The sequence below is a fragment of the Butyrivibrio sp. LC3010 genome (assembly GCF_000424385.1).
In the GTDB taxonomy this organism is placed as follows: domain Bacteria; phylum Bacillota; class Clostridia; order Lachnospirales; family Lachnospiraceae; genus Butyrivibrio.
In genome coordinates this window covers 219,980-236,669 of record NZ_AUJU01000002.1, presented here as the reverse complement: position 1 = coordinate 236,669, position 16,690 = coordinate 219,980, and the positions used below count along the sequence as shown (strand labels likewise).

The 16,690-nt window shown below is 38.8% G+C and carries 13 protein-coding genes; all 13 read left to right on the top strand.

The genetic code is table 11. The features are described from left to right. The first annotated feature begins 58 nt into the window (after nucleotides 1–58). The 13 genes from G622_RS0102875 (at nucleotide 59) to glgA (ending at nucleotide 16,686) form a co-directional block, all read left to right on the top strand. Nucleotides 59–856 (top strand): MBL fold metallo-hydrolase, encoded by a 798-nt coding sequence (locus tag G622_RS0102875; protein ID WP_026509419.1) that lies wholly within the window; start codon nucleotides 59–61, stop codon nucleotides 854–856. 27 nt (nucleotides 857–883) lie between these two features. Beyond that, nucleotides 884–1,156 carry an ACT domain-containing protein gene (locus G622_RS0102870; RefSeq protein ID WP_026509418.1) on the top strand — a complete coding sequence of 91 codons (273 nt, stop codon included), beginning with the start codon at nucleotides 884–886 and terminating at the stop codon, nucleotides 1,154–1,156. A 47-nt stretch (nucleotides 1,157–1,203) separates the two neighbouring features. Further along, entirely contained in the window at nucleotides 1,204–2,568 is a 1,365-nt protein-coding gene (locus G622_RS0102865) for a PFL family protein (RefSeq protein ID WP_026509417.1), read from the top strand. A gap of 23 nt (nucleotides 2,569–2,591) precedes the next feature. Further along, a complete protein-coding gene (locus G622_RS0102860; RefSeq protein ID WP_242832940.1) occupies nucleotides 2,592–3,593 on the top strand; it encodes a carbohydrate ABC transporter permease in 1,002 nt (333 codons plus the stop codon). Further along, on the top strand, nucleotides 3,594–4,547 hold the full coding sequence (locus tag G622_RS0102855) for a carbohydrate ABC transporter permease (protein WP_081675154.1): 954 nt from the start codon (nucleotides 3,594–3,596) through the stop codon (nucleotides 4,545–4,547). A 32-nt stretch (nucleotides 4,548–4,579) separates the two neighbouring features. Next, nucleotides 4,580–6,433: an HlyD family efflux transporter periplasmic adaptor subunit gene (locus G622_RS0102850; protein WP_026509414.1), complete on the top strand. Its 1,854-nt coding sequence runs from the start codon at nucleotides 4,580–4,582 to the stop codon at nucleotides 6,431–6,433. Beyond that, on the top strand, nucleotides 6,430–7,647 hold the full coding sequence (locus tag G622_RS0102845) for an ABC transporter permease (protein ID WP_026509413.1): 1,218 nt from the start codon (nucleotides 6,430–6,432) through the stop codon (nucleotides 7,645–7,647). The genes G622_RS0102850 and G622_RS0102845 overlap by 4 nt, the downstream gene beginning before the upstream one ends. Before the next feature lie 32 nt (nucleotides 7,648–7,679). Next, on the top strand, nucleotides 7,680–10,337 hold the full coding sequence (locus tag G622_RS0102840; protein WP_026509412.1) for an extracellular solute-binding protein: 2,658 nt from the start codon (nucleotides 7,680–7,682) through the stop codon (nucleotides 10,335–10,337). Nucleotides 10,338–10,382: 45 nt separating this feature from the next. Then, on the top strand, nucleotides 10,383–10,832 hold the full coding sequence (locus G622_RS0102835; RefSeq protein ID WP_026509411.1) for an NfeD family protein: 450 nt from the start codon (nucleotides 10,383–10,385) through the stop codon (nucleotides 10,830–10,832). Nucleotides 10,833–10,844: 12 nt separating this feature from the next. Beyond that, on the top strand, nucleotides 10,845–11,756 hold the full coding sequence (locus tag G622_RS0102830; protein WP_026509410.1) for an SPFH domain-containing protein: 912 nt from the start codon (nucleotides 10,845–10,847) through the stop codon (nucleotides 11,754–11,756). 332 nt (nucleotides 11,757–12,088) lie between these two features. Continuing rightward, entirely contained in the window at nucleotides 12,089–13,714 is a 1,626-nt protein-coding gene (rho, locus tag G622_RS0102825) for a transcription termination factor Rho (RefSeq protein ID WP_026509409.1), read from the top strand. A 417-nt stretch (nucleotides 13,715–14,131) separates the two neighbouring features. Next, nucleotides 14,132–15,226 carry a tryptophan--tRNA ligase gene (gene trpS / locus G622_RS0102820; RefSeq protein WP_026509408.1) on the top strand — a complete coding sequence of 365 codons (1,095 nt, stop codon included), beginning with the start codon at nucleotides 14,132–14,134 and terminating at the stop codon, nucleotides 15,224–15,226. A 14-nt stretch (nucleotides 15,227–15,240) separates the two neighbouring features. After that, complete coding sequence (gene glgA, locus G622_RS0102815) at nucleotides 15,241–16,686, top strand: glycogen synthase GlgA (RefSeq protein WP_026509407.1); 1,446 nt, start codon at nucleotides 15,241–15,243, stop codon at nucleotides 16,684–16,686. Nucleotides 16,687–16,690: the final 4 nt, after the last annotated feature.

Below are 16,690 nucleotides of genomic sequence, written 5' to 3'. Positions count from 1 at the left end.
TCCGAATAGACACATTTTTTTCACAGTTTATATTTAGTATTGAAATGGAGATTTAATAATGAGACTTGCGAGCCTCTCAAGTGGTAGTAGTGGGAACAGTATTTATGTGGGGTCTGACACTACGCACATTCTTGTAGATGCGGGATGCAGTAGAAAAAGGATTGTAGAAGGTTTATCGAAGCTGGATCTTTCCCTTGATGATATTGATGCCATTTTTGTCACACATGAGCATTCAGATCATATTGCGAGCCTGCATACTATATTGAAGAAGTATGATATACCTGTTTTTGCCACAAAAGGAACAATACAGGGAATTCGTATAAGCGATAAAAAAGGCGAGATGGTTTCATCAGAGTTTCACGAGATTCGTGCTGATGAAAGATTGACGGTTAAAGATCTTACGATCAATCCAATTACAATTATGCATGATGCATTGGAACCGGTAGCTTACAGGATATCATGCGGAGACAAAAAGGTCGGAATTGCGACTGACCTTGGCTGCTATAATGATTATACTGTTGACAATTTAAGGAATATGGATGCAATACTTATTGAAGCCAATCATGATGTCAGGATGCTTCAGACAGGTCCATATCCTTATATGCTCAAAAAAAGAATACTTGGGGATAAAGGACATTTGTCCAATGAAAAAAGTGGGGAGCTTCTTTGCAGGATCCTGCATGATAATCTTAAAGGAATTCTTCTTGGACACCTGAGTAAAGAAAACAATCTGCCCGAACTTGCCTATGAGACAGTAAGGGTTGAGATAGAAATGGGTGAAAATCCTTATCACGGCAATGATTTTCCTATTATTGTAGCTGAGAGGAATACACTTTCCCCTGTAATTGAAGTGTAAGAAAAGTAATAGATGAGGAGTATGAGTATGAATAAAATTATAATCACAGTTGTTGGTAAGGATACTGTAGGAATCATTGCAAAGGTATGTTCTTATCTTGCAGATAACAGTATCAATATTCTTGATATTTCCCAGACAATCGTTTCAGGTTATTTCAATATGATGATGATTGTTGATATGTCTAAAAGCTCTGCGGACTTTATGAATGTATCGGACTCTCTTGAAAAGCTTGGTGAAGAAATTGGTGTAGTGATCAAATGTCAGAGAGAAGAGATATTTGATTCAATGCACAGAATCTGATTAAATAGTCAAATTTACACTGAGATGAATTGAGAAAGGGAGCATTAATGATCAACATAAATGAAGTTTCTGAAACAAATGAGATGATTGAAAAGGAGAACCTTGATGTCAGAACCATCACAATGGGTATCAGCCTTTTTGATTGTATCAGCTCAGACCTGGATACTCTTAACAAAAATATTTATGAGAAAATATATAATTCCGCAAAGAATCTTGTCCAGACAGGTGAGGATATAGCTAAAGAGTTTGGAATTCCGATTGTTAATAAGAGAATTTCTGTTACTCCGATTGCACTTATCGGAAGTGCAGCTTGTAAAACCTCAGATGATTTTGTCACCATAGCCAAGACTCTTGATAAGGTTGCGAAAGATGTTGGAATCAATTTCCTTGGCGGCTACAGTGCTCTTGTAAGTAAGGGAATGACTGAAGCAGACAGACTTCTTATTGAATCCATACCGAAAGCTCTCTCAGAAACAGACGTTGTCTGCTCATCTGTTAATGTAGGTTCTACCAAGACCGGAATCAACATGGATGCGGTGAGACTTCTTGGTGATGTTATAGTTGAGACTGCCAAGGCTACTAAGGATAACGACAGCGCAGGATGTACCAAGCTTGTAGTGTTCTGTAATGCACCGGATGATAATCCTTTTATGGCAGGAGCATTCCACGGAGTAACTGAGGCAGACAGAATAATCAATGTCGGAGTAAGTGGCCCCGGAGTTGTTAAGACTGCACTGGAGAAGGTTCGCGGAGAGAATTTTGAAGTTCTCTGTGAAACCATTAAGAAGACTGCGTTTAAGGTTACAAGAGTCGGACAGCTTGTTGCGAAAGAGGCTTCTGACAGATTAGGTGTTCCATTCGGCATTGTAGATCTTTCCTTAGCACCTACACCGGCTATTGGTGACAGTGTTGCTGATATTTTACATGAGATTGGCGTTGAGCATGCCGGAGCACCCGGCACAACAGCTGCGCTTGCTCTTTTGAATGATCAGGTTAAAAAGGGTGGAGCGATGGCATCATCTTATGTAGGCGGACTTTCAGGTGCTTTTATTCCTGTTAGTGAAGATCAGGGAATGATAAATGCCGTTAATGCAGGAGCACTTACTCTTGAAAAGCTTGAGGCCATGACCTGTGTATGTTCAGTTGGACTTGATATGATCGCTATTCCCGGTGATACAAAGAGTACAACCATAGCAGGTATAATTGCCGATGAGATGGCTATTGGCATGATAAATCAGAAGACCACAGCTGTAAGACTTATTCCCGTAATTGGGAAAAAGGAAGGCGATACCGTGGACTTTGGCGGTCTTCTTGGATTTGGACCGATCATGAGTGTCAACAAATTTTCATGTGATGAGTTTGTAAACAGGGGCGGAAGAATACCTGCACCTATACACAGCTTCAAAAACTAAAAGACGGAAACAATAGACTATTTATGGAAAAGCTTAAGAAGATTTCCGGGAACATCTCGGAAATGACGGAAAAACTAAATAGAGCATTACGAAGAAATGCTGCAGGACAGACTGTGGGCGGACCATCCAAACCGCATAATCTGAAATTCAATAAAAATTCTAAAAAGAACCTGAGAGAAACATTGGTTTCATGGGGCTTTCTTTTACCAAGCTTAATGGGAGTAATGACATTTTTTGTCCTTCCGTTCTGTGTTGTGGTGTTCTATGCACTTGTTAATAATCCGATTCAGAAGGAATTTGTTGGATTATTTAATTTTGAAAGAGTATTTACGAATAACGCTTTCAGGCAGGCTGCATATAATACCTTTAAATTTTCAATTATCGCGGTTCCACTGGCGGTGGTGTTATCACTGTTTCTGGCAGTAGTTATGGAATCAGGGATACCATTTAAGAGTCAGTTCAGAAGCTTTTTCTTAAGTCCGATGATGGTGCCGATCGCTTCCATAGTACTGATCTGGCAGGTTCTATTCCACTTTAACGGAATTGTCAATGTTGTCGGCATGTATTTTGGAGGCCCCAAGATAGACTGGCTCAAGTCTGATAAAGCTCAGATAGTTATCGTTGTTCTGTTTTTATGGAAAAACCTTGGATATAATATGATCCTGTTCATGGCAGCGCTTTCAAGTGTGCCCAAGGATCTTATTGAAGTGGCAAGGCTTGAAAGTGCCACAGATGGACAGATTTTCTGGAATATAAAAATGAGATATCTGTCATCAACGATTCTTTTTGTAACAATAATGTCTCTTATAAATTCGTTTAAGGTATTTAGAGAGATATATCTTATGACCGGAGATTATCCGTACAAGACGCTGTACATGATGCAGCACTTTATGAATAATACATTTGCATCAGTTGATTACCAGAAGCTTTCTGCGTCCGCGATTCTCATGGCTCTTGTAATTGTTGTATTGATGCTGATTATGTTTATTACAGAAAACCGGTATGGAAAGGATATAGAAGGTTAAATGGCGGGGATTAAATTGCCTACCGGGGAAGCTGCATTTTATGAAAAAGCAATTCGGAAGGCAAGACGAAAAAGAAAAATATACAAGTACGGGATTATTGTCGGAACCGTAATATGTGCAATATTTGCAGTGTTGTTTCTGCTTCCGACCATCCTTACAATAACGAACTCATTTATGAGTTCTTCTGAAATTAATGCTAACTATGGAGCGGTATTTAAAACCACGGATACCGGAGGAAAGGTTTTCATCTCCAAGACAGTAAACCTTAAATTCATTCCGGATATAGTTACTTTCAATCAGTACTATACCGTATTGTTCAAATCACCGGAATATCTGGTTAAATTCTGGAACAGTGTGATATATGTTGGTCCGATCCTGGTTGTTCAGCTAATAGTTGCCATGCTGGCATCCTATGGCTTTGCAAGATATAAGGGAAGAGTGAGAGAGATAATCTTTTTCCTGTACATAATAATGATGCTGATGCCTTATCAGGTTACTTTGGTTCCTAACTACCTTGTTTCATCGTGGCTGGGAATACTTGATACCAGATGGGCTATATGGCTTCCTGGATTCTTTTCTCCATTTGCGGTATTTTTGCTTACAAAATTTATCAGAAGAATTCCGGCTGAGGTAATGGAGGCTGCATCAATAGATGGTGCCAGCGAATGGCAGATTTTTTCTCATATATGTGTTCCACTTTGCAAAAGCGGACTTATATCCATAGCCATTCTGGTTTTCATTGACTATTGGAATATGGTTGAGCAACCGCTGATTTTGTTAAGCAATGATGAACTTCATCCGCTCTCGGTATTTTTGTCAAAGATAAACGCAGGCGAGATAAGCCTGGCGTTTGCGGTAGCAGTTATTTATCTTGTGCCGCCGCTTTTGATTTTCCTGTATGGAGAAGAGTACCTGATTGAAGGTATTTCATACCAGGGTGGTTTAAAGGGATAAATTTAGTTTTTAAGGGAAGAGGAAATTACGGTATGTCTGAAGTAAAAAATGTAAGACCTAAGAAAAGCAGGAAGGATATTATAAAAGATATTGCAATTGCATTTCTGACAATTCTTTTATTATTGACCTTCTTTTCTAACACAATCATGAACTATTCATTGCCGGAAGTTTATATCCAGCAGATTCAGGAAGGAACAATTTCTCCTATCATCAGAGGAACGGGAACTGTAGAAGCAAAGGATCCTTATAATGTTAAGGTTTCTCAGGAACGTGTGATCAAGAGTGTAGCTGTTTCTGAAGGAGCAAAGGTTAAGAAAGGTGATATCATTTATTACCTTGAGGATAAGGAATCAACTGAACTTACAGAAGCAAAATCTAAGCTGGACGATCTTCATCAGACCTTTGAGACAGCTTTGTTTTCAGGAGATCTCTCAAATGAAGCAATCAACAGAGTAAGAGGCGGACAGACTCTTACAATGGATCAGTTCCAGGCAAAGCTCAAGGCTGCAACTGACAGATATGATGCTGCCAAGCTGGCTGATGAGCAGGCTCAGGCAGCTATTGATGCTCAATCACAGCAGCAGGCATATACGGCAGCTCAGTATAACTATGATGAGGCTACTCCTCAGTACAGAGATGCAGATATCACTTACAAGATAACTGAACTTGATCAGCAGATTGAAGCTGCTAAGGCAGACAGTTCAGATTCAAGCTCTGACACAAATTCTGAAACTGTGCTTAAGGATAAATATGAAAGGGCTAAAGATGATTACTCAACTGCGCAAAAGGAAGAGTCAAGCTACTATGATAAGTGGCAGGAAGCTCTTGCTGATTCCAAGAAAGAAGGCAGTAAGAACACAGCTGAGTCTGTGGCATCTTTAGAAAATGCATATAATCAGAAGGTTCAGGAAACAAAGGATGCCAAGGATAAGTTAAAGGAAGCTGAGAAGAAGTATAAAGCTGCTGAAGGCAATGTGACAAAGAAATCTGTTAATGAAGAACTTATAGCAGCACTTGAAGCTGAGAAAAATCGTCTTCTCCTTGAGCAGGCAAATGGAACAAAGGATGTTTCACAGATTACAACTCAGGCAGGTCAGGTAGATAATGACTACCAGAGAAAAGCCGCTTCACTTCAGGATACCAAAAATAAGACAGCTCAGGAGCTTGATAAAGCTACAACAGAAAGAACAGAGTTACTTACTGAGATTGCTAAGGAAATCGAGCTTGATTCTCAGAGAGATACCATCGAGGAACAGAAGGAAATAGTAGCAAAGCTTGAAAAAGAGGCTGTAGGTGCAACTATTACGGCTCCCGTTGACGGAACAATATCCGAGCTTACACTTAAAGCCGGTGAGTCAACTAACGCAGAGAATCCTGTTGCTATTATCCAGGTTGAAGGTAAGGGAATGCAGACAAGCTTCTCTGTAACAATGGATCAGGCTAAGAGACTTAAGGTTGGTGATATCGCTGAGCCTCAGAACGCATGGTACTATACAGACTTTAAGGCAACACTTAAATCAATTACCGCTGACCAGCAGAATCCTAATACCAAGAAAGTACTTACATTCTCAATTGAGAGTCCTGAAGTACAGAACGGACAGTCTGTAAGTCTGCAGATCGGTCAGAAATCTGATACATATGATCTGACTTTGCCTGCAGGTGCAATAAGACAGGATAATAACGGAAAATATATTTTGATAGTAAAGTCTAAGTCAAGTCCTCTTGGTAACAGATATATTGCATCAAAAGTTGATGTAGAGGTTCTGGGATCTGACGATACGACTGCTGCAGTAAGTGGAAGTCTTGAGGGAGATGAATATGTGATCACTACGAGTACAACTCTTATTAATCCGGGTGATCAGGTAAGATTGGCTAACGATCAATGAGAAAAATAGGCACGAATATTCTTAACTTTATAAAAAATCTGAAATTGAGACAGATCATATATCTCCTGGTTATGGTCGTTTTGGGACTGATTATATTTGGTATAGATGTCTACCATGATCGTACTGTTGACAAACAGTATGATCAGCTGGAAGGCAGAAGATGGTCTGATGATACGAGATGCGGACAGGTAAGCATGTTCTTTTCTGAGAACGAAGGTGTTAACGTAGATAAGATCAATGAATATGTTTACAATATCAACAAAGGTCTTATAGCAGATGGTCTGCAGGAAGCTGATGCAAGTACTCAGGCAGGTAATGCGGTCTGGGATTACTGCTTTAGTTCAGTAGGCAGTGTTGATACCGTAAAGGATCTTAAGACAGTCACAGCTGTAGCTATAGGAGTAGGTGGGAATTATTTCCAGTTTCACCCTATGAGACTTGTAAGCGGAAACTATTTCCCTGCTGATACTGTCATGAAAGACTATGTAATATTGGATGAGGATCTTGCATGGCAGCTGTTTGGTTCCGATAATATTGTCGGAATGGATATACTTATTGGTGGCGTTCCGCATTATATTGCCGGTGTTGTAAAAAGAGACAGCGGGAAGTATGTGAAGGCTGCCGGCATGGTTTACCCCACTATATTCATGTCATTTGAATCACTTGCTACATATGGGAAGATCGATGCATCAGTTCTCTCAACTAATGGAACATTGGGTGTATCTTCAGTAGCAAAGAAGAGTGATGATGAAAATGGTAATGGTACATCGGATGTAGATACAAATGCTAAGGGTGTTATCTGTATGGAAGTTGTAATGCCCAACATGGTAAACAATTATGCCAAAAATTTTGTTATCGACAAATTGAGTTTAAATACTACACAGGTTGATGTAGTTGATAATTCTGCAAGATTTGATAATAGAAATCTATTTAATTTAATTGGTAAATTCAATACAAGAGGGATGCAGATTAAGCCGGTTATATATCCATACTGGGAGAATAATGCAAGAGCGTATGAAAATATTTTTGCGGTTCTCCTTTTGATCCAGATAGTCTGTGCTGTCATAATCTTTATTATGATAGCGATAATAGTTGTTCAGGCTTACAGACACAGAAAGTGGACGGTAGGGCAGCTTGTTCAGAAGCTGGCTGATTGGAAATATGATCTTGAATCTAACATGAAATATCATAACCAGAAATGGAAATATTTTTGATTATGTTTGCTATATAATAAGGAGGGTAATTAATGAAAAAATTCTATCTTAAGAGGATTCTCAGCATTTCGCTAGCGACTGTTATGACTTTAAATCTTGCAGCTTGCGGATGCGGTAAGAAAAATACTGATAATGCTGTGTCCGATGAAGAAGCTAAGCACGACGCAACTGCGTATGTTTTTAAGGAGTCACCCATTGACCTTGGAGAAGGTGTTGACCTTTCCAGTATCAATTCCATGGGCAGCTTTGGCGACAAAGTTTATGCTGTTGCCAATAATGTTGGTGATGACGGTAACAATGTTACTACCATGTATACCTTTGATAAGGATGGCAGTAATGTGGCAACTGTAAATATAGATACTACCGCTGATTGTTCTGTAACAAATTCTGCGGTTGCATCAGACGGCTCTATTTATACTATTGAAACAAAGTATGCCGGAATGATTGATGGCGGCATTAGTGATGTTAGTATTGAGGATCTGCTTGGTGGAGGTGAAGACAGCTTTGAGGTAATAGAAGAGCCTGCTTCTGAGGATAATGTTACAGATGATATTGATCAGTATTCTGCAGAAGAAAGTGAAGATGCTGCAGAAGCAGATAGTGTGGAAGCAACTGACAATTCAGATGAAGATAACAGCGCTGATGCTGAAAGCAGCGAAGCTGATGAGGATACTGAAAAAGATACTTTTGAAGATAATTTAAATCAGATATCTGAAGCACAGTCTGATTCACTTAGTGGGACTTCTGAAGCAGCAGAAACTACTGAGACAGTTGATGGTATTTCATCTGATACTGAGAATATGATAATTTCAGATGATCCTGCTCAGGCTAATGCAGATACAGATGTTTATTATCTTGTTAAGCACGATGCTTCCGGTGCAGAGATTTGGAAACAGGAGCTTGAGACTAAGACTGATTCTTACTATTATGTCAGTGGCTTTTTACTTGTTGATGACAGTACAATTCTTATTTCTGACACATTAGGAGTTCATAAATACAATACAGCTGACGGAACCAAGACATCAGATTTTGATCTTGCTGATTATGCCGACAGCGATTATGGCATTTCAGTAATGATATATAAAACCGGTAAAGGCGAAGTAGTGGGAATGATTCCCGGAAACGAGCAGTCTTTTTACAGACTTAATCTCGATGAAGGAACACTTTCACCTGTAGAGGGGGCAGATAATCCTTTCTATGAGTTAGTGTTTTATCCCGGAGCAGGAGATTATGATCTTTTTGGAGTAAGTACAGAAGGTGTTTACACATATAATCTTGGGGATCAGAATGCTACAATGATTCTTAATTTCGTGGATTCTGACATTAACACCTATGGTCTTTCACAGATGGTAGCTTTGTCAGATACACAGATTGCTGCACTTATTCCTTCAGATGATGCAGGATACACGCTTTCAATTCTTACAAAAGTAGATCCTAAGTCTGTAAGCGAAAGACAGCAGATTACTCTTGGCTGTAACTATATTGATTATGATGTTCGTTCTCAGATAATCAAATTCAATAAAACAAATGATAATTATCGTATTGTCATAAGTGATTATTCAAAATTTGATTCTGAAAGCGATTATTCCGGCGGAGCAAACAGATTAAATACGGATATTGTTTCAGGTAATACACCGGATATTCTTGTTCTTGATTCAGATATGCCTGTTGACAGTTACATCTCTAAGGGATTATTTGAAGATCTTTCTGATTATTTTAACAATGATGAAGAGCTTAGTAAGCTTAAGTTCATGGATCATGTAATGGAGACCTTCAAGACTGATGGTAAGATGTACAAGTTGATCCCAAGTTACTCAATTGAAACAGTTGCAGCTTATACAAAGGATGTAGGAGATAAAAATACCTGGACAATTGATGAGCTTGAAAAGATTATTAAGGACAAAAATATACAGTACAAGAACGTATTTGGTAATCTTTCAAGAGAAGATGTTTTTGAGATGGCACTTAGCCTTTCAGGTTCTCAGTATATAGACTGGTCAACTCTTACCTGCAACTATGATTCCGATGCATTTATACATCTTCTTGAATTTGTAAATGAATTCCCTGAGGAACTTGAAGAGGAAGACATTTACAATGATGTATCAGCATATTGGAGAGAAGGAAATTCAATAGCTGAAAGATTATATCTGTATGGATTGTCTGACTATAACTATGAAGCTAAGGGAACATTCGGAGACAAGATTTCACTGGTTGGCTTCCCTTCAGATAATGGAAGCGGTTCAGCTCTTTATCCTAACCTTCAGCTGACAATGAGTTCATCTTCCAAGGTTAAGGATGGCTGTTGGGAATTTATGAGATATTTCCTTACAGATGAATATCAGAAAACCATTGATGGTGCTCTTCCTGTAAGCATGACAAAGATGGATGAAATGATTGCTGCAGCTAAGAAGAAGCCTACTTATATTGATGAGAACGGTAAAGAAGTAGAGTACGAGGATACTACATATATCGGCGAGACTGAGATAATCATTTCACCTATGACAGATGAAGAAGTTAATGGAGTTTTAGATTTTATTAACAGTGTAGATCAGGTTGGTGTTGCTAACGAAGAAGTAGTTAATATCATCTACGAAGAAGCTGCTGCATTCTTTAGCGGACAGAAGACTGCTGCAGAGGTTGCCGATATCATCCAGAGCCGTGTGCAGATTTATGTTAATGAAATAAGCTGATTCAGGTAACCGTTATTTGCCGGATTCAAAATGGAGGTGACTGGTATGTATGATTTGCTATTAGTTTCGCCTATGATGTTTTGGTTGATACTGACAATAGTTTTGGCTGTGTTTGAGCTCTTTACTATGGGTCTATCCACAATATGGTTTGCGCTGGGTGCTCTTGCCGCTTTTTTAGCGGCAATAATAGGAGCAAGCCTGCCTTTGCAGATTGTAATTTTTATATTGGTTTCAGTACTTATGCTCTTATTGGTGAGGCCTCTGTCTGTCAAGCTCTTAAAGGGTAAAATAGTAAAAACCAATATAGATGCTCTTATTGGTAGAAAAGTAACTGTTAGTAAAGAAGTAGATAATATTAAAGAGACAGGCGGTGCAGTTCTGGATGGCACAACCTGGAATGTGAGAAGTAGCGATGATGACAGTATTATTCCTGTGGGAGAAACTGTTGTTATAGTAAAAGTTGAGGGGAATAAGCTTATAGTAGAAAAAGCTTAAAGGAGGGACGCTATGCCATTTTTTGTTATTATCGTTTTGATTCTGGTTCTGATTGCTGCAAACATTAAGATTGTGCCGCAGGCTCACTCATTTATTGTTGAGAGACTTGGTGCATACAAGGAAACATGGGATGTAGGGCTTCATTTTATGATTCCGTTTCTTGACAGAGTTGCAAGGAAAGTTGACTTAAAGGAGCAGTATTGCGATTTTCCGCCTCAGCCTGTTATTACGCAGGATAACGTAACCATGCAGATTGATTCCATTGTGTTCTTTAGAATTTCAGATCCTAAGGCTTATACATATGGAGTTCGCAATCCTATTGGTGCTATTGAGAATCTGACTGCCACAACACTTCGTAATGTCATTGGTTCTATGACACTTGATGAAACACTTACAAGTCGTGACCAGATAAATGCACAGATGCAGGATGCGCTTGATATTGCTACAGATCCATGGGGTATAAAGATTACCAGAGTTGAACTTAAAAATATCAATCCTCCTGAACAGATACGTGATGCCATGGAAAAGCAGATGAAGGCAGAGCGTGAAAAGAGAGAAAAAATTCTTTTCGCAGAAGGTGAGAAGCAGTCAGCAATCACTGTTGCAGAAGGTGAAAAGCAGAGTAAGATATTACAGGCTGAAGCTGATAAGCAGGCTACAATTCTTAAGGCTGAGGCTGAAAAAGAGCGCCGTATCCGTGAGGCAGAAGGTCAGGCTGAGGCTATCAGAAGCGTTCAGAAGGCTAATGCAGATGGTATTACAATGCTTAAGGAAGCCGGAGCTGATGAGTCAGTTCTTACAATCAAGAGTCTTGAAGCTTTCGAAAAAGCCGCAAACGGGCAGGCTACAAAAATCATTGTTCCCAGCAGTATAGCAGGGGTTGCCGGTCTGGCAGAGTCTATTAAAGAAGTCGTAAGTAAATAATTTAAATCAGATATATTTACTTGCTCTGAATCATCATTATTAAATCAGAAATATTTTAAAGGTATGGGAAACTGAGTGTTTCCCATACTTTTACATAAAAAAAGTTTTCATACTATAAAAACTTCCCTCATTATTATTTAATAAAATCTTAAAAATATTACTATTGATATTTTTTATTCATTGATGTAATGTGTACATTGTCGAAGATATTTTCATCTTTGAGCAATAGCTTATCGACAATCAGGCTTAATATTTAAGTTATCGATTACATTTTTTCCAAATGATTAATTATTATTTTGATTATATGTGAAATTTTAGAAAGGAATTTTATTTTGAGAGAAAAACTTGAAACACTTACACTGGCTTCACTTCGTGACCTCGCAAAGCAGAATGGCATTAAGAGCGTTACTACAATGAAAAAGTCAGAGCTTATTGATGCACTTTTGGAATTGGATGAGAAACAAAAGGCGCAGCAAGAAGTTGTAAAAGCTGAAGAACCTAAGAAAGAAGTACAAAAGCAGGATAATCCTAATGCAGAGGAGCATAGAAAAGATTCTGCAAAGCGTGAAAATGGTGCAAAGAGAGAGCAGAAGAGATCTGCAGACGATAAAGAAAAATCAGCACCAAAGAAGACTTCAAAGAAAAAAATAATTGTAGCAGATAATACTCAGAATTCACAGAATACGCATGCTAATCAGGCTTCTGCAAATAATCAGAATACTAATAGCAATCAGAATGCCCAGCCACAGGCTGAAGCAAAACCTGCACAGGAAGCAGCGCCTGAGCCATACGCCAAGAAAGAAATACCTGCGGAAGATTCTGAAATTGCAAACGGAATTGATGCTCACGGTATACTTGAAGTAATGCAGGATGGTTTTGGCTTTATCAGATGTGAAAATTATCTTCCCGGTGAGAATGACGTATATGTAGCTCCGGGTATGATCAGAAAATATAACCTTAAGACAGGTGACATCCTTAGTGGTGTTGCAAGACAGAAAAAAGAAAATGATAAGTTCGGAGCATTGCTTCAGCTTAATTCCATAAATGGATATAAGCCGGAAGTTGCTATGGGAAGATGGAACTTCGAGAACATGACACCTATTTTCCCTAAAGAGCAGATAGTACTTGAGCATCCCGGCTGCACAATAGCAATGAGAATTATGGATATGATTTCACCTATTGGTAAGGGACAGCGTGGTATGATAGTATCACCTCCTAAGGCTGGTAAGACTACACTTCTTAAAGATGTAGCACTTTCTGTTAAGAAGAATAATCCTGATATTCATCTTATTGTTCTTCTGATTGATGAAAGACCTGAAGAAGTTACCGATATAAAGGAAAGCATCGAAGGTCCTAATGCGGAAGTTATTTATTCTACATTTGATGAACTTCCTGAACATCACAAGAGAGTTTCTGAGATGGTAATCGAGAGAGCCAAGCGTCTCGTTGAGCACAACAAAGATGTAATGATTCTCCTTGATTCAATCACACGACTCACAAGAGCATATAATATTGTTGTTCCTCCTTCAGGAAGAACGCTTTCAGGTGGTCTTGATCCTGCAGCGCTTCATATGCCAAAGAGATTCTTTGGTGCAGCCAGAAAAATGAGACAGGGTGGAAGTCTTACAATTCTCGCTACAGCACTTGTTGAGACAGGATCCAAGATGGATGATGTTATATATGAGGAATTCAAGGGAACCGGTAACATGGAAATGGTTCTCGACAGAAAGATGCAGGAGAAACGTATATTCCCTGCCATCAATATTCCTAAGTCAAGTACCAGAAGAGAGGATCTTCTCCTTAAGCCTGATGAGCTTGCTGCAGTTAATGCACTTCGCAAAGGCTTTAACGGAATGAAAGCTGACGAAGCTGTAGATCAGTGTATCAACATGTTTGCTAAAACCAGAAACAATGCTGAATTTGTTCGAATGGTGGAAAAACAGGTTGCAAGATATTAAAAAGTTAAGGACATAGCCGAAATGGTTATGTCCTTTTTATCATTTATACAAGAAAATTTGAAAATATTTTTTTACAATATAAAATAGAAATTTCGCTATGAAATAAAAAAACACGCTTTTGCGTGTATATTTTGGGAGGAGGGGTTGTCAGGTGGGGAACCCGACAACCCGGTATGAAAAAAGTTTTGTTGGGGGAGTCAGAAGTTCTAACTCCTGTTAGATTTATAATATAGATTAAATTTGTACAGAATATGGACAATTCATAAACTAAATATAAAATAATTCGAAATTAAATATAAGCACAAACGAGATTTTGTACATTACTTGATTTGTTCTTCTTATTATCTGTTAAAAAATAATGGAATTTGATATAATAAGCTAGAATAATTTTGATGTATTAAGGAGATGGAAAAAGTTATGCGAAAGGTAATACTGACCGGCGACAGACCAACTGGTAAACTTCACGTTGGACATTATGTCGGTTCACTTAGAAGGCGAGTTGAACTACAGAACTCAGGTGAGTTTGACGATATTTTTATCATGATAGCAGATGCTCAGGCTCTTACTGATAATGCTGAGAATCCTGACAAAGTACGTGAAAACGTAATCGAGGTTGCTCTTGACTATCTTGCAGTAGGTCTTGATCCTGCAAAGAGCACATTGTTTGTTCAATCACAAATCCCGGAGCTCACAGAGCTTTCATTTTATTATATGAATCTTGTTACTGTGTCAAGACTTCAGAGAAATCCTACTGTTAAGTCTGAGATTCAGATGAGGAACTTTGAGACCAGTATACCTGTTGGATTTTTCACATATCCTATAAGCCAGGCTGCTGATATCACTGCGTTTAAGGCTACTACCGTTCCTGTTGGTGAGGATCAGGAGCCTATGATTGAGCAGTGCAGAGAGATTGTACGTAAATTTAATTCTGTATACGGTGAGGCACTTGTGGAGCCCAATATTCTTCTTCCGGATAATGCAGCATGCTTAAGATTACCCGGAACGGATGGAACTGCGAAGATGAGTAAGTCATTAGGGAACTGTATTTATCTTTCAGAGTCACCGGATATGATAAAGAAAAAGGTTATGGGTATGTTTACTGATCCCAATCATTTAAGGGTTGAGGATCCCGGAGAAGTTGAGAACAATCCCGTATTTATTTATCTTGACGCATTTGCAAGAGATGAACATTTTGCTGAATTTGCACCGGATTATGCTAATCTTGATGAGATGAAGGCTCACTATAAGAGAGGCGGCCTTGGTGATGTTAAGGTTAAGAAGTTCCTTAACAATGTACTTCAGGCTGAACTTGAGCCGATAAGAAAGCGCAGAGAGGAATTCCAGAAGGATATTCCGTATGTATATGATGTTATTAAAAAGGGTTCAGAGGTAGCTGAGCAGGTTGCAGCCAAGACCCTTAGTGATGTCAAGAAGGCTATGAGAATTGACTATTTCTCTGATGAAGAGCTTATAGCTATGCAGTCTGCAAAATATAAGGTTACAGAAGATTAAACTGGAGGCACTACATGAAGAACATTCTATTTGTAGCATCAGAAGGAGTACCATTTATTAAAACAGGTGGATTGGCAGATGTTGTCGGATCACTGCCAAAGGATATCGATAAGAGATATTTTGATGTAAGGGTAATCCTTCCTAAATATACCTGCATGGCTCAGGAGATGAAGGATAAATTGGAGTATGTATCCAATTTTTATATGGATTTCCACTGGAAAAGTGAATATGTTGGAATATTCCATTCTGAGATAGACGGTGTACATTATTATTTTATCGACAATGAATACTTTTTTGGTGGTATGGCACCATATGGCGGAGATGTTATCTGGGAGATTGAGAAGTTTACATTCTTTAGTAAGGCAGCTCTTTCAATTCTTCCTGTAATTGGATTCAGACCGGATATTATTCATTGTCATGACTGGCAGACTGGTCTTATTCCTGTTTACTTAAAAGAGAGATTCCAGGGGAATGAGTTCTTCCGCGGCATCAAGTCAATAATGACTATTCATAACCTTAAGTTCCAGGGTAAGTGGGATGCTAAGGATGTACAGGATATTACAGGACTTCCTGATTATTACTTTACACCTGACAAGCTTGGATATTATAAAGATGCAAATCTTTTAAAGGGCGGCATTGTATATGCTGATGCCATAACTACTGTCAGCAGCACATATGCCGATGAGATCAAGACAGAATTTTACGGAGAAGGACTTGATGGACTTCTCAGAGCAAGGGCTCATGATTTGAGAGGTATAGTTAACGGTATTGACTATACAGATTTTAATCCTGAAACTGATAAATTCCTGGATTATCCATTTAATGCAATCAATTTCCGCAAGGAAAAATCCAAGAATAAGCGAGCACTGCAGAGAGAGTTAGGACTACCAGAAGATGATAAGACAATGATGATCGGTATCATTTCAAGACTTACAGATCAGAAGGGATTTGACCTTATTGCATATGTGCTTGACGAACTGTGTCAGGATGCCATACAGGTTGTTGTGCTTGGTACAGGTGAAGAACAGTACGAGAACATGTTCAGGCATTTTGCATGGAAATATCCTGATAAGGTTTCAGCAAACATTTATTATTCAAATCCTTTGTCACATAAGATTTATGCAGCATCTGATGCATTCCTTATGCCTTCTCTCTTTGAGCCCTGTGGTCTTTCACAGCTGATGGCTCTTAGATATGGCTCAATTCCGATCGTCAGACAGACCGGAGGACTTAAGGATACTGTTGAGCCTTATAATCAGTATGAGAGTACAGGCACCGGCTTCGGATTTTTGAATTATAATGCACATGAGATGATGAATACCGTTCGTGAAGCTGAAAGAGTTTATTATGATAATAAGCGCGAATGGAACAAGATGATAGATCGTGCAATGGCAGCTAATTTCTCATGGGAAGTTTCAGCAGCTAAATATCAGGAGATGTACGATTGGCTTAGACCATAAGGAA